Here is a 26,122-nt window from a genome sequence, read left to right on the forward strand (position 1 = left end):
GATACAAACTACTAATAAGGAATTAACTTAATAAATCGCCAACTCAACATAAAGCACATTGAGCCACAGCTTAATGTGCTATCAATCCAAAAAATGACAAAAATTTGCTTGCCTAAATATCAGGAAAGCTTCTAAAACAGTAGTGATAATTCGGTTAGCTAAACGAGAGTGACAAGATCTACTTTATCCTGATAGAAGTCAAAATCAATGTTGACTATAGACTACATATCTAGCAGTATAGCGTATCCTATACCACTAAACGATACTTGGTAGTTCTACACTAAATGACTTCTCCATTTAACATTGCACCAGCGCACACGACTCACACTGGCGGAAAAGGTGAATATTTACATGATTGGTATGCATATTTAGAGGGATATTCTTCAGAATTTGTTAACGCCGTCCTGGACAAGTACTTAGCAGGAGCTGGACACATAATAGAACCATTCGCAGGTGTCGGGACAACACCATTAACTCTAGCTTTAAGAGGAATAGACTGCTCATATACTGAAGTCAACCCCGCAATGCGGAAAGTTATATCTGCAAAACTAACAATCGCTAAACTTAACTCTATTGAGAAATCTGAACTATCAGAAAAGCTCAACCTGTTATCTTCAAATATTTCAGAGCACATATTAGACCAAAATGAAGACGAACTTTTAAAGAGTAGTTACTTTTCAGCATTTAAAGATAGTGTTTTTTTCACACAAGATGTATTTTTCAGTATATTAAAGACGAGAAGTTATATTGATAAACTATATAAAAAAGATAGCTTGTTGGCTGATTCGTTAGAAATAGCAGTTATGTCATCACTTGTGAAATGTTCGTTATTAAAACGCGCTGGTGATGTAAGATTTAAAACTAAAAGAGAGTTGGAAAAAGGGCTTCCAGATTACTTTAATAGTATTTCTAACCAACTAAAAATAATGGCATTAGACTGTTTAAGATGTCCAACCAGCTCTGGTAAAGCACAATTAATATCTACGAATGCAAAAGATCTGACTAATAAAGCTTTACTTGCTGACGGTGTTATAACTAGCCCTCCTTACCTGAATGGAACAAACTATTTTAGAAACACCAAATTAGAATTATGGTTTACAAGATTTATTACCTCATCAGAATGTTTAAGATATTTTAGAGATAAAGTAATTACTTCTGGTATAAATGATGTGACTAAGCTCAAAGGGAATGTAATACACCCTTCGATCAAAGAGTTGTTCGATAGACTAAAAGAGGAAGCATATGATTCTCGTATATCAAGAATGGTTGCAGGATATTTTGAAGAAATGTCCCTAGTATTAGCTGGACTAGCTAAGAACACTAAGAAAGATGCTAAAATCTGCATTGATATTGGGGATAGTTTTTACTCGGGAATTTACGTCCCAACTCATACAATTCTTGCAGAAATAGCGAAAGAACATTCCCTGAGTTTATTAGAAGAGATAACTCTCAGAAAAAGAAAGTCAAAAAATGGGGCATCGCTAAGTCAAACATTATTAATTTTTAACAACGACAAATAAATGACAAGAGAAAACATTAAAATTATATTAAATAATTGGGAATCATTCAAAGGCAGCTTTCCTCACACCTTAGCGCCGTTTTCAAAGCGCAACTGGGGGAGTCCGTTACATTCCGTTTGTTCTTATCAGGGCAAAATGAAGCCAGCGCTTGCTTATCATTTAATTAAGACTTTCACTAGAGAGGGTGATATTGTCCTAGATCCTTTTTCAGGCTCAGGCACCATTCCTTTTGAAGCATCTCTAAACGGACGTATCGGTTTAGGTCTAGATATTGGAGAGCTAGCTACATCTCTAAGCAACGCTAAATTGATGGAGCATAACGAGGGTGAGATTAGGAAGATAATTTCGCAATTAGAAAACTTCATTTCAAATAATGAGCCATCCTCAAAATCACAGGAAGATACAAGAGAAATTGGCTTCAATAAAACGATTCCTGATTATTTTCACCCTCAAACTTTAAAAGAAATTCAACTTGCTAGAGATTTTTTTAGTATTAAACATCCAGAAAGCGGGAGTTGGTCTCTAGTATTTTCATGCATGCTACATATACTACATGGTAACCGACCATATGCATTGAGCAGAACAAGCCACCCAATTACACCCTATGCCCCTACTGGCGAATTTATATATAAATCAGTCATTGAAAAGCTTACAGACAAAGTTAACAGATCGTTAAATGTACAACGTGGGGAGCTGTTCAGTCAGGGTCACTGCTATCAAGCAGATATTCTCTCTGAGTGGCCTCAAGAAATTAAAAATGTAAATGCGATTATTACTTCACCTCCATTCTTTGATAGTACGAAATTCTATATGGCCAATTGGATGAGGTATTGGTTTTGTGGTTGGGGGAAAGCCGACTTTCAAGAGAACCCAAAATCTTTTGTTGAAACACTTCAAAAATCTACATTTGAAATATATGACAGGATCTTTGAGCAATGCAGTAATAGATTAGTTGATAATGGTATCGCTGTTTTTCATTTAGGACATAGTGCAAAATGCAATATGGCTGAAGAACTATTGCCGTATAGTAATAAATACTTCAATCATATTGATACGTTTACTGAGTCGGTAGAGCATTGCGAGTCTCATGGAATTAAAGATAAAGGCTCTGTTAAGGGACACCAGTATCTAGTTTTAATTAAGAAGTAGAGCTATGTAGCTCTACTCTAACCAACTTGAAGAAATCATCCCTTCATCTACGGCTATTCTCAAAAAACTAAACCCAGTATCAGATTGGATGCGCTTATCTAATCTTATAATTTCCCTTCTATATCTAGGCCCGTAACTCTCTAAAAGTTTAAATACCGTGTTAGGGTTCTGTAAGCTATTTAAAGCTTCGGGGTAATATACTGGGACGCTGCTATTTAAAATATCGAACTTTATACCAGAAATAGCTGATATAGTTCGGAGTTTTTGTTGGGTATAAAACTGATCAGGCCACTTAGCAGACTTTTCTAAATTACAAGCCTTACACAAAGGTGTCGTATTAAAGTCAACTAATGGCCATAAGTATTTAGAAGGTAGTAAATGATCCCAATGTATTTCTAGTCTCTGTCTATTATCCCGATCAAAGAAAGGCTCATCGCAACCCAAACAGCAATAGTTATATCGTTTCATTAACGCTTCTTGATCTAACTTGTGAGTTCCTTCCTCTGAAAGAATCTTAAAAAACTCACGGTTTCTTGAAGCCTCGCGGTGTTGCTCAGTAATCCTAGTTTGATTTTTTATACCATTATAAATTTGCTTACAATGATTACACTCACCTTGCCTTCCTGTTTTCCTACTTCCATGATTATCAAAATCTTCATTCGGTTTAAGGGAGTGACAAATTATACAATACTTATAAAACCTTGCTCTTTGTACTAGCTCTCTGTGTGATATCAAAAACTCACCAGATTCAATAATTTCATTATTTTCAATATGCTTTAAATCATAGTCATAAATGTGGTAGAACTTTCCATCTTCAAGCCTATAGCCACACTTACAGCAATCAATTTGAAAACCCTTTTGATATTCTAGACCTGCTGGGAAGTATAGGAAATTATCACAATTAGTATTTGGACAATTCATAGCTTTATATTGAAAATCACCTTTACGATTTCCTAAGCCTTCTAATCTATTATACTTCTCAACTTTGGTGTATGAAGAACGCCTTGTCATTATTATTCCATTTAGATTTCAGCAAGTAGTTGAGACACCGACATTTCAAGCGCTGTAGCCAGAGAGTAAATAGCTTTTAAAGATATATTTCTAGTTCCCCTTTCAACGCCGCTTATGTAAGTCCTATCTAAATGAGCTAGTTCAGCTAGTTCTTCTTGAGAAAGGCCTCGATTCACTCGGTATGCCCTCAAAGACTTTCCAAAGCTCTTTAGTATGTCTGTAGTCATCTACTTAAATGTTAACTTTTCTTTGATGATACAAAATGTTGACAATGAGTCTACGGACTATAAGTCACAACCGAGGAATTTATTGAGTTATTCATTCATACAACTCTCACTTCACGAATTAACGGGTGTTTATTAACCTGTTCTTGAAGATGAAAGATAATTGCGATTCAGTATCTTTATCAAATAAGACCTGTAATTAGATCCACCTTGGCGTATACTACCTATCATCGGGTAAAAACCAATGAGACCAAGCTCGCTCACCATTTACAAAAATGACTTTGTAGGAATTAAAATTATGACACTAATGGAAACTAAAAAAGGTGCTGGCTTGCCGTTTTAGGCAAACTTGGTAGCATGTTTGACCACAAAACATAATCTGTGTATTTAATCCATTATCAATCTCACAGCGATCCAATAGCTTCACACAGCTTCCAAATAGGATCTTCGTCTTGCCACCAAACTAAAGTAAGAAATTCACCGTCGTGGTAATGGAAAGCTTGCTCTAGTACCACTGAACCACTTGCCAGGTCTTCTCTACACCAAACGTTTCCATCCACCAGAATAGGGCCTTTTATAATTTCACCACTTATGACCTTTTGAAGGCGTTGTTTCCTAAATTATACAAAAACTTCCAATCAATTGGAGTTTTTCGCACTATACGCTACTGAAAAGAAAACCTCCTTATAGCAACACATTACGTATGATCTTTGCGATCTCCTGAAAATTAGCAAGGCGCTGGCTAACATCGCTTTTACTCGTACCCTTGATAGCCTCACCATCATCCATAAAAAAGGCAGTATCAAAGCGGCCTGTTTGCTTGCATTTGACATAGACCAGGACATAACAGTACTGATACATAGAATCCAATGACCGCAAGAAATCGATCTCTTCAACTGTTATCTCTGGTTTTACAATCTCCTGAAGCTTCGGCATAAAAACATGCTTAATGTAAACACTCTATTAACCTTTCGAGTATTTATAAATATCGTGTAATCCATAGCCCTGCACGGCTGTGACGACGATATCTTCTAACTGTAGTAAGTTTGACACGTTCATTTTTGTTTAAACATTGCGACACCTTTGTTAAGATTATGTTCATTCTGATGTGGAAAAGTCTCCACATCACAAAAAATAAGGAAAAAAGGACGTGATTGATGGTGATGATTTAAAAGCGATGAGAAAGAAAGCCAATATTTCTCAATAACTTATGGCCAAAAAGTTAGAATGTGATCGAAAAACAATTAGTAACTACGAACAGGGTGTGAATGACATTAAGTCTAAACAACTGTTTCTGTGGCTTATGCTCTGTAAAATAGATACTAAGTCTTTACTAAATCAGATTAAACAAGTTAGTAGCACTATGAACAGCTCTACTAAGAAAAGATTACAGGATGATGAAAAAGATGAAGTTATTTGACTTAGTTCAGCGCTTTTTATTCTCTAAGCCATTATTAAAAAAAGACCTTCTTGACAGAAAACAGCGGGGAATAAGACGTTATCGACATGCGCTCATAGTGTGTAGTCCCACTTCATGCTCTTTAGTGTCAGGAGGAGCAACAGCGAAAAAACCACGCAGATCACAAGCGGCCAAAATATCCCCAATAGAGCCAGCTCCTGAAGTGAGCTCACAAGGATAAGTAATGAAACTTTCAAACTTAATTTTGCTAACTATTTTCTCTATGGCGGTATTTTATATGCAGCTTTGGGATGATCGCCTCGTTACACCTCTTTATTTAACGGTGCTAGGTGTATGTGTAGTCTACGGAACATATAAAAAAGATATAAACATCACTCATATAGCAGGGATTATCCTCGTTTTTACAGGCATTGAATATGCTATTTTTGAAGCAGGTATCGTCAACTATGTCAATCCATCTGATAATAAACTACTTCAAGGCACGTTGATCTATGGAATGCAAATATTATTCTGTTTATTAATCACAACCCTTCTAATATTTAGGGTACAAGTCTCTCGGTTAATATCGAAATCACCAAAGATCGAGTTGACATATTTTGATGGTATTTTTCATTGGATTTTCATGTATATGTCAGTCGTTAATCTACTAGGACTTATCGAAAATATTGCTTGGTCATATTTTGAGTGGAAGTCTTGGACATTGATTTACGACAATTTCGAAGGGCTTATTTATATAGCATGGGCCGTATGTTGTGGTGCAGTGTTAACCATGATGATCTGCTCTGCAAAATCAAATGGTTCAGAGGACCAGGAGCCGCGTCTTTCTTAAAGCACTCCTTCCATCCATAGAGTACTATCCCAACAAAAAAACCAGACTTTGTTCTGGTTTTTTGTTGTCACAAAGCCCCACTCTTCATTCCCACATATTTCACAATGGGACAGTAGAAGAAACAAAAAAAGCCCGGATATTATCCGAGCAATTAATCTTAACAAAAGTAAGCATGGTTTAGTATTTTCCTTGTTGTTGGATCAACAAGCACTATAACCATCTGATCAATACCTTTTATAACCTATAGCCTCAATCAGATTCTCTAAAAGAGGTTTTTTAATAGCAATGTAAGTCGCATGGCACGATATCCCCTAAAAATTCAGCGGATGCTTATTCACCTGTCTTTGTAAGTGATAGACGGTTGCGCTTAAATATCTTTCTGTCGTACTTATATCACTGTGTCACATCATTTTAGCCAATGCGTACAAGTCACAGCCCCCTTCAAGCATCAATGTAGCAAAGGTACGGCGAAGCTTGTGGGCATAAAAATATATGCCGCTATATTCTCTGAGTGTGGAAATGTAACGTCTGAGCACGTCATAGCTCAATGGAGTATCATATTTGCTCGAAGTAAAAAAGTAGATGCACTTTTTCTTCAGTCTATTTCGCTGAGCTATGTAGCCTTTCAGGATATCAACTAGAGCTCATGGCATAGGAATGAGCCTATCTTTACTTCACTTTCAGTTTTTGATGTGCAGCACTCTATGTTCAATATCCATATCTGAGACTTTGATGTTTATCAGCTCACTGAAACGAATTCAGGTATAGAGAAAGACTGCGATAATTGCGACTCACCTGTCTCTGTAATAAGAATATGATGTAGGCAAATTTTTAGCGTATTCAATGAGGCTGGTAGCCTCTTCTGCCGATAAGCCCCTTAGCTCTTTCCTGGGAGCTTTCGGGCGAGCGATCTTCTGAGTTGGATTTTCATCAATATAGCCTTCATTCACACACCGTTTCAAAAACAAGCTGAGATAACAGAGGCTATTTTTAATGGTTTTAGGAGACCACTCCCTATCAATCTTTGCGTGAATGATAAATGATTCGATATATGCTTTGTCCAGCTCATGAATTTTTTCAATTGATTTGTAATTTCTAACCAGTACAAAATTGTGTTTGAACGCTTGAACCGTTCTCGGTGAGTATCAATTAAATATTTCTCAGTACCTGCAAAACTTATTATGTAATTCTTCTATTTGAAACATAAAAAATAAATTAAAACATAAAAAAACGATGACTTTCAGGTGTTACCTCTTTGTCATCGGATACAAATTTCAATTATTTTTCACGTAATTTTAAGCTAGAAATAGCTAATTCTATCGCTGCTTATAAAAATGGTTTCGGCAGGGTTTTAATTATGAGCCCGACGAGATACCACTTCTCCACTCCGCGACAGAACTATAAGAGCATTTAAGCTCTTATAGCTTAGATGTTCTTTGGCTTTAATAAGGGAATAATAAACGACGGCTTACTCTTCACCTCACAACTTAATTTACGCAAATTTCGGTAAAATTTGTAATTATTGAATTTTCATCCAACAACCATAAGGCCAAAGCATCTTATTGATAATTCTTTTAATGTCAAATAAAAAAGTTCACATCAGAAATTTGTCTTTTCAATGTCTCTTTTGAAATCGATAAATACCTCTGAGTGGTGCTAATGTCTGCGTGTCACATGACCTCTTTAATTGCAAACAAATTCACCTTTGCATCAATTGCCATACGAGCGAATGTGTGTCTCAGCATGTGCGGAGAAAAATACACTCATGCCGCACACCTGATTTTTTGACAAATGGTCGCTATGTTCTTCTGAGTGAGTTGTTTGCCAGATCTCACGCTTGTAAAGAACCATTGAGAGGGCTTTAGCTTTCTACTCCTGTGCTCATGGTACTGTTTCAGTCGAGGAAGCAACTTTTGGTTGATAGGAACGATTCGGTCCTTATTTCATTTCCCTTTCCTGATCAGGATTTCCTTTTCTCAAAAGTCGACGTCTCATGTGGTAAGGTTCAACATTTCCTGGAGTCTCATTCACGAAAGTAATAGAGTGAAAATTATCGCGCTGTTGCGTGACCTTTCGAGTGAATATCTCCATGGGTAATACTCGGTTTCATATATGATCGTTTTGATGTCTGCTTCTGAAACAAACCTAGGCAAAGGTTTATCGAGTTTAGGCTTTGGCACACTGAGTACGGGGTTTGTTTTAACGTAGCCCACGATTTCACACCGAACAAAAAAAGACTTTAGATTTTGCCAATGATTTCTGTATGTTTTGGAAGTCCAGCATCTCAACTTACTTGTCTCTGTCAGGAAGTCTTCCAATACATCTCTGGTATAGTATCAGAGAGATTCCGCCCCTTTGTATGAAACAAGTAGATTGATGGTGCTCAACACGCTCATATAGCTTTTAGCCTTATTTCATCTCGCAACGAGGAAGTACTTTTTAAATCAATTGAACAACTCTGTTATTTGCATATGATGGGTTACTTAAAAAGGGTGTAAAATAAATCATAAAAGATCAGGGGCTACGCCCCTGAAATATCCAGTTCATCGAAAAGATATTTGCAAAATTTATCGTCCATTAACTCAGAAGTATGTCATGAAGTATTGCTAACAAGCTCTTCAATTGCAGCCTCAGAGTAATCAAAGCTACTGCACATGAAGTTACCATGCACATATATTTCTGTTCATGCTCCTGAAAAATCATTGATAAAGTCATAGCCAGTTATTTCTGACACTCTGTTTCTGGCTTCTTGCAACACATAGTCAAGCACGCAGTACACCGGATCAATATTATCCCAACTTTCAGAGCCAATGCTTTCACGAAAATCATCTATGATTTCGAACAGCTCACCCTCATGCATATCAAGATCGTCACCAATTTTACAAATCGCACGAATATCTAAAGATCCAAATGGACAAAAGTAACCTTGTAGTTCACTCACCGTATTTCTCATAATTCAAGAAATTAATTAATAAAGTGATTATGAAACATCGGTATGACGCCAGGTGTCAAAGAACCGTTATTTTACAAGGCACGTAGGAAAATCGGTTATTGACTCGCAGGGTCAACCGATATAATTACTAGACTTTATGATTATATAACAATAAAACTTCCTTTCTTAAAACCGTTTATTATGTGGTGCTAAGCTATATTTTTACCCAAATTCCCCCTCGCTTTTTCCTTATTAAAACTCCCACTTTCAGTGAGTAATCCGTAGCTCTTGAGCAAATGCTGCATCTGAGTTCTGTCCTCTACTTTTCATCACATTGAAATGTGCGTGGTAACAGATAGAGGCTCTTCAGGGCTTCAAGTTATCATTTTGTTATAGAACGCGATGAGGTTTTTCTTCCATCTTGTACCACCGGCTTCACTCGGGCTTTCACCAAACATACCATTGGCGATATCAAGACGATTCGGATCTAGGTGCAAGCCATGAACGTCAAACGAGTTGCTTTTGATTTCTTGGATAAGTGAGTCAGTAAAATACTGATCTATGAGATCAAAACCAATTCAATGAACAAACTGGAGTATTTCCCTTTTTCGCTTGTCCTGCTCTTTTACTTTCTCGCGATTTGCTTGGATAGCAACATCGAGTCACGTTTTGTATTTCTCCATCGCTGCATCGAGTGTGCTTTGAAATTTCATCATGAAGTTATCAAGATTATTTGGCTTAAGGTCATCCATACTCTCAACAAACGAAACATCAATTTGATAGCACCTTTTCAATGCCGACTTTATCTGTGCTAGGTCTGAGCTATACAACATGAGATCCTCAATGTGCTCTTGGACTGCCTGAGTTTTGAGAAACCCTGCGGCTCTTATTTTCGGCATAGTGTCTTTATAGGCCTTTTGATATTCCTGCTCAGGCTTGAGTAAATCAGCAAGTGGAAAGTTAGACTCAATAGCGTACTCACCATCAAGTGAAATTTCTCTAAATGGTGGATTCACTCACATATCAATCGCTATGATTTCGTTTTCGTCACCACGCGATATCAGTGAATCTCACACTCTCTCGATATTGCTACCCGAAAGCGATAAAAGGTAACTGGTTTCTAATGATTTATTTGATGAGTACTTGTCCTCAAATGCTCTGATTTTATCTCCAAAGCTGGGATCAATATCAATTAACGTGAGCGTAATTTCTCTGTATAAGTGTGATTGAGGATTGATTGAATCCGCTTTTTTGGCTGATAGTAAGAGCTTTTGAAGTTCGTTAGGCTCATTAAGTAATAGCTCTTTAATCTCGGTGTACGTCTGAGTATCACCCTCTTTTAGCTTACCTAACAACGCTAATATTTTAGTGCCAGCAAGCCCACTATGATCAAGCTGATTATAAAGACCTATAAGCCTTTCTGAACATGCTTCATACGAGTTGAGCACTTGTTTATCTGTTTCAATCAATACTGCTAATTCAGTTCAAAATTCATCATTGAAGTGTTTTATAGCAGCTTTATCAGCAGGGAATCAGTTCTGTTCTATGTACTGTATTGATTCTCTACTATTACTCATTGTTAGCAGCAAAGAGTCAACGGCCGATATTTCTTGATCTTTTAGCAGCTCAATAAAAGCCTCATATCAGTCACCCGCGCTGTGTATTGCAAGATTTTTCAGTCATTCAATACGGAGCTGATATTGTGCTAGCTCTTTTGATAGCTCGTTTCAGGCTTGAATATTCGCGTCAAATGACTGCAAATATTTTTCACCGAGTTCTCTTACGTCGCTTGTTCACAATTGCTCATCAAGCTTTCACGAAAGTGATTTCATAAGTTCTTGTTGTTGCATGTCAGCTAGTGAAAGCTGTTCCTCCATTTTTTCCATGTGATTGATAGTTAATGTTTATAGTCTTTACCAAACAAAGCTTTATACAGCTTTCGAGTACTTTTCGCTTCTTCTTCCGTCAGCTCAACTCCTGTTTTATCTTTGTATTCTTTCTTCTGCCTAAAATACTCTGCGAGCAAATGTAAGTTGGAATAGTCATCCTTGGGCAACTTCGTAAAAACGAACGTAGCCTCAGGATCCGTTGCTGCAATATCTTCTATCAATGTTTTAAACATATGATTCAAAGTTAAACTTCCTGCAATACCTTTGAGTGAATGTATCTTTTGTTTCTCAGAGAGTTTCAATGTGTCGTAGTACTCAATCAACTTCGGCTCTATACCATACATAAAATCAGTGATGATCTGCTCATAGGTGATTTCATAGTAATCAATGTCATAGGCTGACTTTTGCTCAGCTGAGAGTGCAATACTTGAAACGAAGCATACAAAGAGAATAGATAGTACGTAAGCAAGTTTTTTCATAATCCTTCCTTTTTGATTTTGAGGGGTATACCCCGTGGTAATTTATACCACAAAATTTGAACATTCCAATACTTTGATAAGACTCTTTGGAATGTGCATTGGATATAAAAATTGCTTTTGGCCGAGTGCTGAGAAATGTTCGAAAGAATGGCAAAAAGAAGATGTCTCAAGAGCATTTAGCCCTCGAAGCTGATATTGACCGCGCCCATATTTCGAAACTCGAACAAGGTGTGTTTCAGCCAACGCTTGCCACAGTATTTGAACTAGCAAAGGTGTTAGAATGCACACCTGCTGAGTTAGTCGATTTGGTAGATCAGGAGCTACGAGCCAACCAAGACACTTAAACTCTGCGCTATTGTTTTAAAACGAAAGTGCGGTCGAAACTTTGCAAATCCGCTTACCTGTTCCAGCCTACGAATGACCGCATCCATACACGACTTATTTTCAAACACATAGTAGATACAGCTATTTCTTTGTGAGCCATACTTCTTGTTTACGACTCATAAGGACAAGAAGAAACAGTGCCATTGTATTTGCTTGAGCGCTCGTTTGGCATCATTTCACATATGCTGCTCAAAAAGGATAAGTTTGCTTCACTGTGGTGTTTGGTAACCCACTATTGCGTCAGGGATTATTTGGAGATCTCACACCTTGAGCAAAGCTTTAGACTGAGAAGTGGCTCCACTGAGTGTATTATTGCTTCATTCTCGCTCGAAGTAACAATGAAAGAAATTCAGTGTATATCACTGTCTACTTATCCATTTTATCAACGATATTTTGAAATCAATGGTCGCTAAACGATGATAGTAATCTGCCGCGAAAAAACAGCTTCGCCCGAGTGGACGTTTAATACTTTCTAGTGAATATGTTCATTGAGCTGCGAGTCATTTAGCTCACCTCTCTGTCAGGCAGTACACGGGAGCCAGTGGTCATTTTCACGGTACAAAGCCAAACTGTAACACTCTCACTAACGGCTTATCAGCTTTCCTTAATGCTCGCAGATAACGGTTCACCGTTGAAATGCTTACATTGGGTAAAATAGTACTGATTTGCTGCGATGTAAGGTATTGAAATATGGCTAATGCTTCTAAAACGTAGTTCTGCGGGATAGTTAATTTCAAGGCGCTAATATTTAGGAGATAAACCAGAAAGATCAATATGCTTTGTAAGCCTGTTCGGCTCAAAAGTTAATGCAGTTTTAAAGTAATATTTAGAGAGTTGGATCTTACGTATTTGTTTCCATAGCGCATAAGGCATTGAGTGAGCGTTATTTAAAAGAAAGCGTGGCACCCTAATTTTAAATGGTCGTACCATTGATGACTGTACCCAAAATTCTCAATGTTTCAAGTTTTCTAGTTCGCTTGAGGCAATCGCAGTTTCATCCTCGATTGCCTTTCGGCTTTTACGCTCGTTTTGTCAGGCAATAATAACTCATACCGACAACAATGCTTTTTGCAGATATTTGTCTCAGCATTGTCAGATATATTGACTGGCCAAAACCAAATACAGCTTATATTTACGCAATTGAGTTAAAGCCTTTTCGAGATCAGGCGAAACAAAGTTGTGAAATTCATCTATAAACAAATAGGTTGGGATTCTTTTTGATTGAATTCGGTTTGCCCTTTTCAGTGCGATCACACGCAGTAGAGCGACAATAAAGCGTCAGTAGGCTTCCACACTATCACTTCCCAGCTCTCCTAGAGGGAGCCTAAAAATGATGATTTTCCTCTGCTGTATTAAGCTTTCAAGGTCTATAGAATACGCTCAAGTAAGGAGTCGTTGTAGTATTGGATCATTGAGTAAAACTTGGAGCCTCATTTCTATAGCATGTTTGCTTATTCACAGAGATTTACTTTTAAACTTTTTCGCAAAAAATCGGCGGTGTAACTGATTTTCTAGCTTCATTCATTCTTCAATCAGATCTGAGTTTTCCTCATCATTCATAAATCGTTTTAAGTCTATCAGCGAGCTATCTTTTCGCCTGAGTAGTGTCGCCACGCACGGATACAAAATTGCGTTCATTTGGCTGGTTGTGGTGGTTCATTTGAGCAGTACATTGAGTATTTTTATGATCTCTTGCGCCATTAGGTTAATGCTATCTTCATGCGCATCGACAAACGTAAATGGATTAATTGATGGGTACTCATTCGTGCTGAGTGACGGGTCAATATACACTAACCTACGCGCTGTTTTCTCGTTTGAAAACTCCTTAAATCTCGCGATTTCTTTTGATATATCTCAATGTGGATCAAGCAGAACGATTGCATTTTTTGCCGTGGCCGAACATATTTCAGAGTAGATGAGCTGCTTTATGAGTTCACTCTTCCCGCTTCATGTTTTTCAAGAAATATAGATATGCCTTTGCCTGTGAGAAGCGCTTATCTTCTTGCGCAATGTACGTTGAAAAAACCAATTATTCAGCATTCAAACAAATCGAATCATATCGTTGTTATTAAAATCTAAATGCGCTTTAACTCTGCCGCTTATGTACATTTGTTTCATCAATGCAATGAGTGTTAGGGAGGAAATATGTTTTCAACTTTACTATATCATACGTAAAGATCCGCCATCTTTGGCACACAGGCGAACCATCTTAATGATTCTTTGGATCTGCTGCATATTTAAATTCAATAAGTCATAAAATACTTTCGAACGTTCTCAAGCTGCTTCACTGTTATTCGGTTGATACACGTCGATTGAAATAGACGTAAGAAATGTTTCTTTTTTCATCAAAAAAAGTTAGTAAATATATAAATGCCCGACGTCTAAGGCCTATCAATTATACTCAGTACCTATTAACTCAACATTAATTTATGCAACTTTTTTTAATTTTGTAAAGAGTTAGCAAAACAGTGGGATTTCAAACAAAATAAATTCATCTAAAAAACAATAAATAATTGAAAAATAAACACTTGAGAACAAGTTTTCTAAATTTTTTTACTGGAAAGTTGTTCTAAATAATTGCTCCATTGTTGCATCATCTTTTTACGCTCAGGCAAATAAATAGACCTGTTGTATGCCCTTGACGTATTTGTGCCAGTCAAATGAGCGAGTTGTGCTTCTATCGCGTCATGATTCCAGCCTTGTTCGTGTAGTATCGTTGAAGCAGTACTTCTAAACCCATGAGCAGACATTACATCAGCGGCATATCCTAAATATCTCAAGCGGTTGGTCATTACATTCTTACTCATTGGCCTATGGCTATCTCTTTGACTTGGAAAAACATACATAGAGTAACTGGTATAATCCTGTATATATTTTAATTGTTTAATAACTTGCTTCGAAAGTGGTACTAGATGATCACGATCCTTTTTCATTTCTGTGGCTGGAATACGTATCAGTTTTTCCTCAAAATCAACATACTCCCATTTCAGGTTACGTATTTCATTGGGCCTGAGAAAGACTCTTGGGATAAGCTTCAACGCTTCTACTGTGCAGAAGCTTCCAGTGGGAGTTGTATCAATATCATAAATGAGTTTTCCAAGTTCACTCGCTTTAATAATGGCTGAATGTGAGCGTACCTTTGGCAGTGGTTTAATAATGTCTTTGAGCGGTAAACCTTGAGCAGGATTATATCTGGTCAACCTATGAGCCAAAGCATACCCAAAGATCCGATTAATGATTGTCAGTATCAAGGGGGCTTTTTTTGGAGTTCCTGACGCCTCTATAGACAACATAACCTCGGTAATGTGTCCAGCATCTATTTGTTCGATGGGGAACTTACTTAATGACTTACAGTCTTTGGTTATAAAGCGTTTTACACGAGCTTGATAGTCGGCAGACCAAGAGTCTTTTTGTTGTTCCCACCATTTCAATGCTACGTTTTGAAACTGCCTGTCAATTGCGGAGTGGCTTCGTTTTCTTTCTCTTCTTTCTTCGATTGGGTTGATCCCTTGAATCAGAGAAACCCTTGCTTCCTCTGCCAGTTTTCTTGCTTCAACGAGGGGTATCGTGGGGTATTGACCTAAAGCCAGTTCTTTATATGTTCCTGATAACTTAAAGCGCATTCTCCATAATTTAGAACCATTGTTTTTTACCAATAAAAACAAACCATTACCATCAAACTTCTTGATTTGTTTTTTATCAGCAGGACACGAAATAGTTTTCACTTCGAGAGCTGTTAAACTCATAATGCAATCCTTTTAGGGGTATCAAATGTGGGGTATTCACCTCATTTAATACTAAAAAATAACATTACGCAAATGGCGATCCCCCACTTTATACCCCAAAAAAATTGAAACTTCGTGAACTATTGTGAAACAAGCTGAACAGCTACATACAAAGAAAAACCCCGTAAAACAATATTTTACGGGGTTTTTGAAACATTATGAGTTTCTATGAAATCATAGTGGGCTCATTACATCATGCCGCCCATACCACCCATTCCGCCCATGCCGCCCATATCTGGAGCAGCAGCTTCTTCTTTCGGAATCTCAGCAACCATCGCTTCTGTAGTGATCATTAGACCAGCAACTGATGCTGCAAATTGTAGTGCAGAACGCGTTACTTTAGTTGGGTCTAGGATACCCATTTCGATCATGTCGCTGTATTCGCCAGTTGCAGCGTTGTAACCGTAGTTACCTTCGCCAGCTTTAACTGCGTTAACCACAACTGATGCTTCGTCACCTGCGTTTGAAACGATTTGACGAAGTGGTGCTTCCATCGCACGAAGTGCCACTTTAATACCGTGGTTTTGGTCTTCGTTGTCACCAGTTAACGATTCAAGCTTGCTCGCTACGCGAACTAGCGCAACACCACCACCAGGTACTACACCTTCTTCAACCGCTGCGCGAGTTGCGTGTAGTGCATCTTCTACGCGGTCTTTTTTCTCTTTCATTTCAACTTCAGTTGCTGCGCCAACTTTGATTACTGCAACACCGCCTGCAAGTTTTGCCATGCGCTCTTGTAGTTTCTCTTTGTCGTAGTCAGAAGTTGCTTCTTCGATTTGTGCTTTGATCTGAGATACGCGACCATCGATTGCTTCTTGCTCGCCAGCACCGTCGATGATAGTTGTGTCATCTTTAGTGATAACCACGCGCTTAGCTGTACCTAGGTCTTCAACCGTAGCTTTCTCAAGCTCAAGGCCAATTTCTTCAGAGATAACTGTACCACCAGTTAGTGTCGCGATATCTTGTAGCATTGCTTTACGACGGTCACCAAAGCCAGGTGCTTTAACCGCTGCAACTTTCACGATACCACGCATGTTGTTTACAACTAGAGTTGCCAGCGCTTCACCTTCAAGGTCTTCAGCAATGATTAGTAGCGGCTTGCTTGTTTTAGCAACAGCTTCTAGTGTAGGAAGAAGTTCACGAATGTTAGAGATCTTCTTGTCTACTAGAAGAATATGTGGGTTATCTAGCTCAACTTGGCCTTTTTCAGCGTTGTTGATGAAGTAAGGTGATAGGTAACCACGGTCAAACTGCATACCTTCAACTACATCTAGTTCGTTCTGTAGTGATTGGCCTTCTTCTACAGTGATAACACCAGACTCGCGACCTACTTTTTCCATTGCTTCTGCAATGATGTCACCAATCTCTTTGTCAGAGTTAGCTGAAATCGTACCAACCTGTGCAATCGCCTTTGCGTCTGAACAAGGTACTGAAAGCGTTTTTAACTCTTCAACAGCAGCGATAACTGCTTTGTCGATACCACGCTTAAGGTCCATTGGGTTCATGCCCGCAGCAACTGACTTAAGGCCTTCATTCACGATAGCTTGCGCAAGAACAGTTGCAGTGGTAGTACCGTCACCCGCTGCGTCATTAGCTTTAGACGCAACTTCTTTAACCATTTGTGCGCCCATGTTCTCGAACTTATCTTCAAGCTCGATCTCTTTCGCAACAGATACACCGTCTTTAGTGATAGTTGGTGCGCCGAATGACTTTTCTAAAACAACGTTACGGCCTTTAGGACCTAGTGTTACTTTTACTGCGTCTGCTAGTACGTTTACGCCTTTTAGCATTTTTGTACGAGCGTCACCTGCAAAACGAACTTCTTTAGCTGCCATGTTATAAATTCCTCTTAAATTCTGTTGTCGATTAAACTAAAAAGTATTAATTATTCTACGATGCCTAAGATGTTATCTTCACGCATGATCAGGTACTCTTGACCTTCGATCTTTTCAGTTTTTTCGATGTAAGAGCCGAACAACACTGTGTCGCCTGCTTTTACTTGTAGTGCTTTAGTTTCACCATTGTCCAACACGCGGCCGTTGCCTACTGCAACTACTTCACCACGTGAAGACTTTTCAGCTGCAGAACCAGTTAACACAATGCCGCCAGCTGACTTTGTTTCTTCTTCAAGACGCTTAACAATGACGCGATCATGTAAAGGACGAATGTTCATTTATATAGTTCTCCTAACAGTTTCTGAACAATGACAGAAATAATGCTTTTTTAAGGCGCTGTTACATCCACAGGCTGTGGTTAACACACGCAATTTTAATTGCTTTCATTTATGGGGATGGGCAAATTAAAACCCAAGAGAAAAAACCAAAAAAATTTAGTCTTTTCTTTCGTATTCACCTTCAATCGTTGTTGAAGAATTTCTACCCGATTGATTTTTAAATGGATCTCTAATTTCTTCCTGCTGATCCGCACGCTCGTCGCGTGATTGATTAGCAAACGGTGACTGACCTGAGTGCATGCCTGTTTGCACTCTTACGGTGGCATGGGCTAAAAGCGACTGCGCCAGCTTTTTTCTAACGGCTGGGGTTAACAGTAAAAAACCTAATACATCGGTCATGATCCCAGGCGTCATCAATAGCACACCGGCAATGATCACACACAAACCGGTAAATAAATCTTGTGCAGGCAATTGCCCACGAGACATCTGTTGCTGTACGTTGACATAAGCGCCAAGACCCTGCTGTTTAACCAGTCTTGCCCCTAAAATGGCGGTACCAATTACAAGCGCAATGGTAGCAAAACCGCCTATCACCTCGCTGACTTGGATCAGCAAAGCAATTTCAATAATCGGAATAGCGATAAACAAAATAAATAAGAATCTAAACATACTTTCTCCAAATCTACGAAAGATAAATATGGGTGCAAAGGTCTTAATTCAAGCGATACAAGTAAGACGCTTTAGAAAAGAGGAGCTATCCGCTAAGATGCCATTACTAACCCTAAAATGGAAATGGCAATGGGCGTAAGATATAAACTCGTCTTATCTACATGCGATTCGGTTGCAGAAGCGCGTAAAATTGCAACGCAACTTGTAACGCAAAAACTTGCAGCTTGTGTGAACCTAATCCCAGCAGTGGAATCTATTTATGTTTGGGAAGGTCAGGTTGAACATGCACAAGAGACCAAGCTGTTAATCAAGACAAAATCCGAAAAACTAGAGCAAGTGATGACCACTATTCGTGAACTACACAGTTATGATGTCCCAGAAATTCAAGTTGTGGACGTCACCAGTGGCAACTTAGCTTATTTCAAATGGATGGACGAGGTATTATTGTAATGCGACTCTTAGTAGTTCTTTTCTCATTGCTGATGTGGTTTCCCGCACAAGCAAACAATGCGGTGTTAGACAGCTTACTGGCTCCTAAACAACAGACTTTTTTACCAGTAACAGAAGCATTCAAGTTCGATTTTGACCAGCAAGGCAACACCTTGTTTGTAGGTTGGGACATCGCCGACGGCTATTACTTATATAAGAAGAATCTTCAAATTATCGCTAAACAAGCCGACATCCAAGTGCCGGAGCTTGAACCAGGAAAGATGATTGAAGATGAGTTTTTTGGTCGCACTGAAGTCTACTTCAATAACTTATCTGTTATCTCTAAGCTCAGTAATATCGAGCAAGGTGCAATCGTAAAAATACGCTATCAAGGCTGCGCCGAAGCTGGACTTTGCTATCCGCCAGAAATTGTAGAAGTGCCGTTAAGCACGATTGCGGGAGAAAAGCCAAAGGCCACGTCCACCAAAGCTCCTGAAACAAAAGCAGAAGTTCAAAGCGAAAGCGCGCCTGTGGATAACGATAATTTGTCTTTCACTGAGCAGTTAATGCAGCGCAGCTTAGTTGCGAATATTTTGACGTTCTTTGGCCTTGGTATTGGCCTTGCGTTTACCCCTTGTGTATTCCCGATGTTCCCTATTTTGTCGAGCCTCATCGCCGGTCAACAAGGCCTTTCGACTAAAAAAGCCTTCAGTTTGTCTTTTGTTTATGTGCAAGGTATGGCGGTCACTTACGCGGCGCTTGGGTTAGTCGTTGCGTATTTTGGTGGCCAAATTCAAGGCTACTTGCAGCATCCCGCGGTACTTATCAGCTTTAGTATATTGTTCGTCGCACTCGCGCTATCTATGTTTGGGGTTTACGAAATTCGTTTACCTAGCGGCATGATGGATAAACTCACTCAGCTCAGTAACAAGCAAAAAGGCGGCAATTACTGGGGCGTATTCATTATGGGTGTACTATCTGGACTTATTGCATCGCCCTGCACCACGGCTCCACTTTCCGGCGCGCTATTATTTGTCGCGCAAAGTGGTGATTATGTGGTGGGCGCGGTAACACTATATGCACTTAGCTTGGGCATGGGCCTACCGCTATTACTACTAGGTACCTCAGGTGGAAAATTACTACCAAAAGCAGGTGGCTGGATGGATCAGGTCAAAACGCTATTTGGTTTTGTGATGCTCTTCGTACCGCTTATCCTTTTAGAGCGCATACTCGATGCGACAGTGATTGTCTCACTTGCCGGTGGCCTCGCCGTAGCAACAGCACTCTACTTGCATTATTGGCAAAGCCAATTACAGGCAGGAAAAGGTAAAACCACATTGTGGGGCTTTGCGATCACCCTGTTCATTGTTGGCTTATACGCATTAAAAACAAGCTTGTTTCCTGCACCTACAGCTGTTGTAAGCACTGCATCGACTCAAGCAGAGGCCGTTACCGGAGAGCAGAAGTTTAAGCTACTACCTGACTTAGCCGCGCTTAAAGTCGCCGTTGCTGAGGCCAATGCTAAAGGCAAAGTGCCTATCGTTGATTTATACGCAGAGTGGTGTGTTGCGTGTAAAGAGTTTGAAAAATACACTTTCCCGAAACCTGAAGTACAAGCACAGTTCAAAGATTATGAGCTATTAAAGCTCGACTTGACCAAAGCCAATGACAACACCCAAGAGATCATGGAAGCATTCACGGTGTTTGGTTTACCGACTATTTTAATCTTTGATAGCCAAGGTAATGAGATGCCAGCACACCGCATCACAGGCTTCTTAGATGCAAAAGACTTTGCTGCCCACCTAGAAAAGGCCAAGCAGGACGCAAAGTAACCATTTTAGGGGCAAGCTTGTTTGCCCCTCTCCCTTCTGATTAGACCAGTATTTTGCTGCTATTTACCTCGAACTCTCTATAATACTCCACGAAATGGAGAAATATTTGCTATTTGCTGGAATTCGGCTTAAGTTAACAAGCCATACAGTCTAAATTTTTGGCTAATGCTTTAGTTAAAGGAAGTTCGCGTAATATGTCTGCAAAATTAAAGATTTTATTAGTAAACGGCCCTAATTTAAATATGCTAGGTCGCCGTGAGCCGCACAAATACGGCACGCAGACTCTCAACGAAATTGTTGACGCATTAACTGAATATGCAGAAGCACAGCAAGTCAGCTTGTCACACATTCAAAGTAATAGTGAAGCGCAGCTAATTGAGGCTATTCACGCTCAATATGAACAATGCGATGCGATTATCATTAATCCTGCCGCATTTACCCATACGAGCATTGCCCTTCGAGACGCTTTACTCAGTGTGGACATCCCTTTTTATGAAGTACACATCACCAATGTGTACGCCAGAGAGCCATTTCGTCATAAGTCTTATTTTTCTGATGTGGCGGAAGGCGTGGTATGTGGATTAGGCGCGTTGGGCTATCGTGCTGCATTTGATGCAGCGTTAGCGCAATTGCGAAAACAAAATAACTCAAATTAACTAACAGGCGGGTCATTGTATGGATATTCGCAAGATCAAAAAACTTATCGAGCTAGTAGAAGAATCAGGTATTGCAGAGCTAGAAATCACTGAAGGTGAAGAGTCAGTACGTATCAATCGCCACAGCAGTGCACCAGTTTATGCACAACCTCAACAATACATGGCAGCTCCAGCGGCACCTGCACCAGCGGCACCAGCGGCGGCTCCTGCAGCAGTAGAAGCAGCACCAGCAGAAAGCAGCGCACCAGCAGGTCACCAAGTTAAGTCTCCTATGGTTGGTACTTTCTACACCGCTTCTTCTCCAACAGCAGCGGCATACGTTGAAGTAGGTTCAAAAGTAAATGTTGGCGACACACTTTGCATCGTTGAAGCCATGAAGATGATGAACCAGATCGAATCAGACAAAGCTGGTGTAGTGAAAGCAATCCTAGTTGAAAACGGTGAGCCAGTAGAATTCGACCAACCGCTATTCATCATCGAATAATTACGCAGAAGGTCAACGTTATGTTAGATAAAGTAGTCATTGCAAACCGAGGTGAAATTGCACTTCGCGTATTGCGTGCCTGCAAGGAGCTAGGTATTAAGACGGTTGCTGTGCACTCAACAGCTGACCGCGACCTAAAACACGTTCTTCTTGCAGATGAAACCATTTGTATCGGAAAACCTGCGGCAAGCGAAAGCTACCTTGATATTCCTCGTATTATCGCAGCGGCAGAAGTCACTGACGCGGTTGCTATTCACCCAGGTTACGGTTTCCTTTCTGAAAATGCCGACTTTGCAGACCAAGTTGAGCAAAGTGGCTTTATCTTTATCGGTCCAAAGGGCGACACTATTCGCCTAATGGGCGATAAAGTATCAGCAATTGAAGCGATGAGAAAAGCAGGCGTACCTTGCGTGCCAGGTTCTGATGGTCCATTGACAGATGACAACGACCGCAATACGCAGATCGCTAAGCGTATCGGCTACCCAGTTATCATCAAAGCGGCTGGCGGCGGCGGTGGTCGTGGTATGCGTGTCGTTCGCAACGAAAAAGAACTTGCAAACTCTATCGCCTTAACACAACAAGAAGCGAAGCAGTTCTTCGGTAACGGTATGGTTTACATGGAAAAATTCCTAGAAAACCCACGCCATATCGAAGTTCAAGTACTCGCTGACGGTCAAGGCAATGCAATCCACCTAGGTGAGCGCGACTGTTCAATGCAGCGTCGTCACCAAAAAGTAGTGGAAGAAGCACCTGCACCAGGGATCACAGCAGAAATGCGTAAATACATTGGTGATCGCTGTACTCGTGCATGTATCGAGATTGGTTATCGCGGCGCAGGTACGTTTGAATTCTTATACGAAAACGGCGAGTTCTACTTCATTGAAATGAACACCCGTATTCAGGTTGAGCACCCAGTAACAGAAATGGTCACTGGCGTAGACTTAATCAAAGAGCAACTTAAGATTGCTGCTGGTCAACCGCTTTCTATCACACAAGAAGACGTGGTGATCCGTGGTCACGCAATCGAGTGCCGTATTAACGCAGAAGACCCAGAGAGCTTTATCCCTTCACCGGGTAAAATTACACGCTTCCACCCAGCAGGTGGCCTTGGGATCCGTTGGGACAGCCATATTTACGCTGATTACACAGTACCGCCACATTACGACTCGATGATCGGTAAGTTAATCACTTATGGTGAGAACCGTGATGTTGCGATCGCTCGTGCTAAAAACGCACTAAATGAGCTAGTAATTGACGGGATTAAAACCAATACCCCGCTTCACAAGAAGATCTTGTCAGACGAGAACTTCCAAAACGGTGGCACGAATATCCACTACCTAGAGAAAAAACTAGGCATGCACCAATAACCTAATTCGTTCTCCTAAAAGAGGCCGGCCAATTGCCGGCTTCTTTTATCTCTGCCCTACTTCCAGCGAACGTTACTGCTTGCTCATCTTGTGTTTACAGCAAAAATCCAACCCGAATTCTAAGTAACTCTATTTTTTTACACTGCAAAACCAGACCAGTACTTACCTCACCATTTTAATGATCCGCACAACGCAACACCCTAACCGCTACAACATTGGCTTATTATTGAGCAATCAATCCATTCGCCCCGACTTTTTCACGTTTTAATAGTGACAAGCCTGTTAAAAATTTTTATACTGCCTGCGCTTTCAGTGATTTACCTTTAAATCACTACAGCAAATAGACCTATAGCTCAGTTGGGTAAACTTTCAAAGAAAGTTTACGTCAAGGAAGCGAAGGGATATTAGCGCAGCGACCCTGAGTGTTGAATCCGAGACCGGAACCAAGCTTCATGGACGAATATAACGCGCAAAAACACAAAATGGCCCTATAGCTCAGTTGGGTAAACTTTCAAAGAAAGTTTACGTCGAGGAAGCGAAGGGATATTAGCGCAGCGACCCTGAGCGTTGAATCCGAGACCGGAACCAAGCTTCATGGACGAATATAACGCGCAAAAACACAAAATGGCCCTATAGCTCAGTTGGTTAGAGCGCACGACTCATAATCGTTAGGTCCCTGGTTCGAGTCCAGGTGGGGCCACCATTTTTCCTACTCTTCCACGTTATTAACTACTAACCGAATCCACTCGGTACTATCTCTCTTAAAGCATGTAATATGCTGAGCATACATAAGCTTGCTCATTGAAAAAGCTATAAGCAAAGGTGACATAACAAGTACCATAAACTTTCAATGTATTGTGGTAAATTGACGATATCGTCAATTAGGGTAGAATGAAAAGTAGTAAATATTTTTTTGAAGGTAAGCAATGTTTGATTTACAGGCGGAACTAGAGTCACGAGCTAAAGAATTAAACCCAAGAACTCGTCGGGGACACAGAGTACGTCGCACTGTCAGCCACCCTCAGGCTTCAACTGTGGCTACTAACATTTCTGTAGATGCTATTACAGACTCCTTACAAAGAGCTGGTATTTTAGACGCACAGGGTGAACTGCTAGATAAAATTTCGGCCTAGATGTATATATCTCCTGGTGTAGTTGTTGGTTTTCACGGATGTGACCAAAAAATCTTTGATGAAGTAATCAAGAACGGTGCCTCGATCGCCAAAAGTGAAAATGACTATGACTGGTTAGGTCATGGTATATACTTTTGGGAAAATGATTACGAGAGAGCTCTAGATTGGGCTAAAAATAAAGACAGCATTGACAACCCTACTGTTATTGGAGCATTTATCAAGCTAGGACATTGTGTCGATCTTCTGGATAGCCAAGATATCAATAAAGTCGCAACTACCTATCAAATACTAAAAAATGAACTCGACAAAGTTGGTAAGCCGCTACCAAAAAATCGAGTTATCTATGAAGATATCACCTACGTCCGCGAACTTGATTGCAAAGTAATGCTACGCTTACAGCAATTAAATAATGACCTTATCGCTGAAGACCTTAAATTAACGAATCATTCGGCTCCTGAAAATAAAAGAAAAATCCAAAAACATCCTAATTTCATTGATTCTGTTCGAGGTATGTTTCCTGAAGGCTCCCACTTATATGATGGCGCAGGTTTTCGAGAAAGAAATCACATACAGCTATGCATAATCAATCCAAACTGTATTTTAGGGTATTTTGAACCAAGGAAAGCCAACTCTTGGTTCAAACAACTTTAAGCTAGCCTATTCGCCTCCAGCTGCCATCCTTTTATAAAATAAAGCTATTCGCCACAACTTCTCCTCCTTCAACAACTCGGCCAAAATTGACTTTATTGCATTTAGACTACCTTTATTGTCCCAAAGCGTCAGATGAGTTGAACCTCTACCCACTTGAACTCCATTCATCTAACGCTGGCTAAACTCTTAGCATTTATATCCACATCACGCACCACTCCAAATAGCAGTTGCAGTAATTAGATAATTGCCAAAACCATAAAAATCAAAAAGTTGCATGAAGTTACATTTACCTTATATTGAGACTGAATAAAAAACAAACACAACTGTAAAGGAAAGACTATGGTTACATTCAACACTCGACTGCTTGCGATGGCATTGGCTTGTAGTTCCACTTCTGTTTTGGCTACTCAGGTATTTTATGATCAGGATGGTGCTGGAGATCATTCGCAGTATCAGGGCGCACCTGTTGATTTTATCTCAGCTCGTGCAGGCACAACTGAGTACTTTAATGCGCTCACGGGCGGCTTAGCGGCGGATGAGTGCCATCAATTTGAAGTGGTTAATACACAAACCGGCGATTTGATTGCTCCTCTCACATTCAACGCGCCCTTTATTTCTGGCCCACTGCCTGCGGAGCATAAGCTGACAGAAAAGTCGCTTAAACTCAGCTGCACGTTACCCTCAGGTGAAGAGGCGATTGTTTATCACAAGATACCCAAGGCTCCCGCCGTTGTATGGCACAGTGAAATTACAGTGGCTGATTGGCAAACGCCGAGCAATGGCCCAGGGTATTTTGCGGATGTTCAATATACCGGCTTGATTAATATTAATAACAACTCGCACCAAGGCCAGTGCCGCAAAGCCAATTATGTCAGTGGTAACCCAGTATTTTTCAATGAAAGACATCAAGGTGGATTTTATAGTGATGTCTTGAATGTTGTGGGTGAGGCTAAATACAGTGGTTTTTATAAAGTGCTGGTGACAGAATTAATTTGTAAAAACTCGGGTGGTACGACTCGCCTTGTCGAAACTTGGCATATTAACCAAAATTCACAATCCCGCGAGCTTTCTTCCGAGCTATTTTAAACACAAAAATAGTGCAGCCT

Annotated in this window: 23 protein-coding genes and 1 tRNA gene; 13 read left to right on the forward strand and 11 right to left on the reverse strand. The window is 39.9% G+C overall.

The window, feature by feature from the left end; all coding sequences use genetic code 11:
* Nucleotides 1–284 precede the first annotated feature (284 nt).
* Both ABMY45_RS14605 and ABMY45_RS14610 read left to right on the forward strand, forming a co-directional pair.
* Nucleotides 285–1,520 carry a hypothetical protein gene (locus tag ABMY45_RS14605; RefSeq protein WP_349289056.1) on the forward strand — a complete coding sequence of 412 codons (1,236 nt, stop codon included), beginning with the start codon at nucleotides 285–287 and terminating at the stop codon, nucleotides 1,518–1,520.
* On the forward strand, nucleotides 1,521–2,669 hold the full coding sequence (locus ABMY45_RS14610; protein WP_349289057.1) for a DNA methyltransferase: 1,149 nt from the start codon (nucleotides 1,521–1,523) through the stop codon (nucleotides 2,667–2,669).
* A gap of 12 nt (nucleotides 2,670–2,681) precedes the next feature.
* Here the strand turns inward: ABMY45_RS14610 and ABMY45_RS14615 are convergent, their stop codons facing one another.
* The 3 genes from ABMY45_RS14615 to ABMY45_RS14625 all read right to left on the reverse strand — a co-directional run bounded on the left by ABMY45_RS14615 (nucleotide 2,682) and on the right by ABMY45_RS14625 (nucleotide 4,840).
* A complete protein-coding gene (locus ABMY45_RS14615) occupies nucleotides 2,682–3,680 on the reverse strand; it encodes a hypothetical protein (protein WP_349289058.1) in 999 nt (332 codons plus the stop codon).
* Between the two features lie 11 nt (nucleotides 3,681–3,691).
* Nucleotides 3,692–3,907 (reverse strand): helix-turn-helix transcriptional regulator, encoded by a 216-nt coding sequence (locus ABMY45_RS14620; RefSeq protein ID WP_349289059.1) that lies wholly within the window; start codon nucleotides 3,905–3,907, stop codon nucleotides 3,692–3,694.
* A 681-nt stretch (nucleotides 3,908–4,588) separates the two neighbouring features.
* Nucleotides 4,589–4,840: a hypothetical protein gene (locus ABMY45_RS14625; RefSeq protein ID WP_349289060.1), complete on the reverse strand. Its 252-nt coding sequence runs from the start codon at nucleotides 4,838–4,840 to the stop codon at nucleotides 4,589–4,591.
* 707 nt (nucleotides 4,841–5,547) lie between these two features.
* Here ABMY45_RS14625 and ABMY45_RS14630 point away from each other — a divergent pair.
* Entirely contained in the window at nucleotides 5,548–6,153 is a 606-nt protein-coding gene (locus ABMY45_RS14630; protein WP_349289061.1) for a hypothetical protein, read from the forward strand.
* Nucleotides 6,154–8,836: 2,683 nt separating this feature from the next.
* On the opposite strand, the gene ABMY45_RS14635 is transcribed toward ABMY45_RS14630, so the two are convergent.
* The 4 genes from ABMY45_RS14635 to ABMY45_RS14650 form a co-directional block, all read right to left on the reverse strand.
* On the reverse strand, nucleotides 8,837–9,094 hold the full coding sequence (locus ABMY45_RS14635) for a hypothetical protein (protein ID WP_239425981.1): 258 nt from the start codon (nucleotides 9,092–9,094) through the stop codon (nucleotides 8,837–8,839).
* Nucleotides 9,095–9,747: 653 nt separating this feature from the next.
* The gene (locus ABMY45_RS14640) at nucleotides 9,748–10,101 is read right to left on the reverse strand and encodes a hypothetical protein (protein WP_349289062.1); all 354 of its coding nucleotides are present in this window, start codon (nucleotides 10,099–10,101) and stop codon (nucleotides 9,748–9,750) included.
* A gap of 54 nt (nucleotides 10,102–10,155) precedes the next feature.
* Complete coding sequence (locus ABMY45_RS14645) at nucleotides 10,156–10,533, reverse strand: hypothetical protein (protein ID WP_349289063.1); 378 nt, start codon at nucleotides 10,531–10,533, stop codon at nucleotides 10,156–10,158.
* 449 nt (nucleotides 10,534–10,982) lie between these two features.
* Nucleotides 10,983–11,453: a hypothetical protein gene (locus ABMY45_RS14650; protein ID WP_349289064.1), complete on the reverse strand. Its 471-nt coding sequence runs from the start codon at nucleotides 11,451–11,453 to the stop codon at nucleotides 10,983–10,985.
* 98 nt (nucleotides 11,454–11,551) lie between these two features.
* Here ABMY45_RS14650 and ABMY45_RS14655 point away from each other — a divergent pair, with 98 nt between their 5' ends.
* The gene (locus tag ABMY45_RS14655) at nucleotides 11,552–11,797 is read left to right on the forward strand and encodes a helix-turn-helix transcriptional regulator (protein ID WP_045962838.1); all 246 of its coding nucleotides are present in this window, start codon (nucleotides 11,552–11,554) and stop codon (nucleotides 11,795–11,797) included.
* 2,583 nt (nucleotides 11,798–14,380) lie between these two features.
* Here ABMY45_RS14655 and ABMY45_RS14660 read toward each other — a convergent pair.
* From ABMY45_RS14660 to ABMY45_RS14675, 4 genes are all read right to left on the reverse strand, one after another.
* Nucleotides 14,381–15,583 carry a tyrosine-type recombinase/integrase gene (locus tag ABMY45_RS14660; protein ID WP_349289065.1) on the reverse strand — a complete coding sequence of 401 codons (1,203 nt, stop codon included), beginning with the start codon at nucleotides 15,581–15,583 and terminating at the stop codon, nucleotides 14,381–14,383.
* Nucleotides 15,584–15,810: 227 nt separating this feature from the next.
* The gene (gene groL, locus ABMY45_RS14665; RefSeq protein ID WP_010607119.1) at nucleotides 15,811–17,457 is read right to left on the reverse strand and encodes a chaperonin GroEL; all 1,647 of its coding nucleotides are present in this window, start codon (nucleotides 17,455–17,457) and stop codon (nucleotides 15,811–15,813) included.
* A gap of 50 nt (nucleotides 17,458–17,507) precedes the next feature.
* Entirely contained in the window at nucleotides 17,508–17,795 is a 288-nt protein-coding gene (locus ABMY45_RS14670) for a co-chaperone GroES (RefSeq protein ID WP_010368755.1), read from the reverse strand.
* A 156-nt stretch (nucleotides 17,796–17,951) separates the two neighbouring features.
* The gene (locus tag ABMY45_RS14675; RefSeq protein ID WP_017217203.1) at nucleotides 17,952–18,464 is read right to left on the reverse strand and encodes an FxsA family protein; all 513 of its coding nucleotides are present in this window, start codon (nucleotides 18,462–18,464) and stop codon (nucleotides 17,952–17,954) included.
* A 129-nt stretch (nucleotides 18,465–18,593) separates the two neighbouring features.
* On the opposite strand from ABMY45_RS14675, the gene cutA reads away from it, so the two are divergent.
* From cutA to ABMY45_RS14720, 9 genes are all read left to right on the forward strand, one after another.
* Entirely contained in the window at nucleotides 18,594–18,914 is a 321-nt protein-coding gene (cutA, locus tag ABMY45_RS14680; RefSeq protein WP_349289066.1) for a divalent-cation tolerance protein CutA, read from the forward strand.
* Nucleotides 18,914–20,725, forward strand: a complete 1,812-nt coding sequence (locus ABMY45_RS14685) for a protein-disulfide reductase DsbD (RefSeq protein WP_349289067.1) — start codon at nucleotides 18,914–18,916, stop codon at nucleotides 20,723–20,725. The genes cutA and ABMY45_RS14685 overlap by 1 nt, the downstream gene beginning before the upstream one ends.
* 194 nt (nucleotides 20,726–20,919) lie before the next feature.
* The gene (aroQ, locus tag ABMY45_RS14690; protein WP_174170577.1) at nucleotides 20,920–21,381 is read left to right on the forward strand and encodes a type II 3-dehydroquinate dehydratase; all 462 of its coding nucleotides are present in this window, start codon (nucleotides 20,920–20,922) and stop codon (nucleotides 21,379–21,381) included.
* A 19-nt stretch (nucleotides 21,382–21,400) separates the two neighbouring features.
* Nucleotides 21,401–21,865: an acetyl-CoA carboxylase biotin carboxyl carrier protein gene (gene accB / locus ABMY45_RS14695; protein WP_017217207.1), complete on the forward strand. Its 465-nt coding sequence runs from the start codon at nucleotides 21,401–21,403 to the stop codon at nucleotides 21,863–21,865.
* Between the two features lie 20 nt (nucleotides 21,866–21,885).
* The gene (gene accC / locus ABMY45_RS14700) at nucleotides 21,886–23,232 is read left to right on the forward strand and encodes an acetyl-CoA carboxylase biotin carboxylase subunit (protein ID WP_045987969.1); all 1,347 of its coding nucleotides are present in this window, start codon (nucleotides 21,886–21,888) and stop codon (nucleotides 23,230–23,232) included.
* Nucleotides 23,233–23,858: 626 nt separating this feature from the next.
* Nucleotides 23,859–23,935 (forward strand) — tRNA-Ile (locus ABMY45_RS14705).
* Between the two features lie 223 nt (nucleotides 23,936–24,158).
* Nucleotides 24,159–24,365, forward strand: coding sequence for a hypothetical protein (locus ABMY45_RS14710; protein ID WP_069021385.1), 207 nt, complete (start codon nucleotides 24,159–24,161; stop codon nucleotides 24,363–24,365).
* Nucleotides 24,366–25,016 (forward strand): hypothetical protein, encoded by a 651-nt coding sequence (locus tag ABMY45_RS14715; protein ID WP_174170561.1) that lies wholly within the window; start codon nucleotides 24,366–24,368, stop codon nucleotides 25,014–25,016.
* Nucleotides 25,017–25,355: 339 nt separating this feature from the next.
* Nucleotides 25,356–26,102, forward strand: coding sequence for a hypothetical protein (locus ABMY45_RS14720; protein ID WP_206473036.1), 747 nt, complete (start codon nucleotides 25,356–25,358; stop codon nucleotides 26,100–26,102).
* Nucleotides 26,103–26,122: the final 20 nt, after the last annotated feature.

This window comes from Pseudoalteromonas sp. XMcav11-Q (assembly GCF_040104525.1).
GTDB lineage: Bacteria > Pseudomonadota > Gammaproteobacteria > Enterobacterales > Alteromonadaceae > Pseudoalteromonas.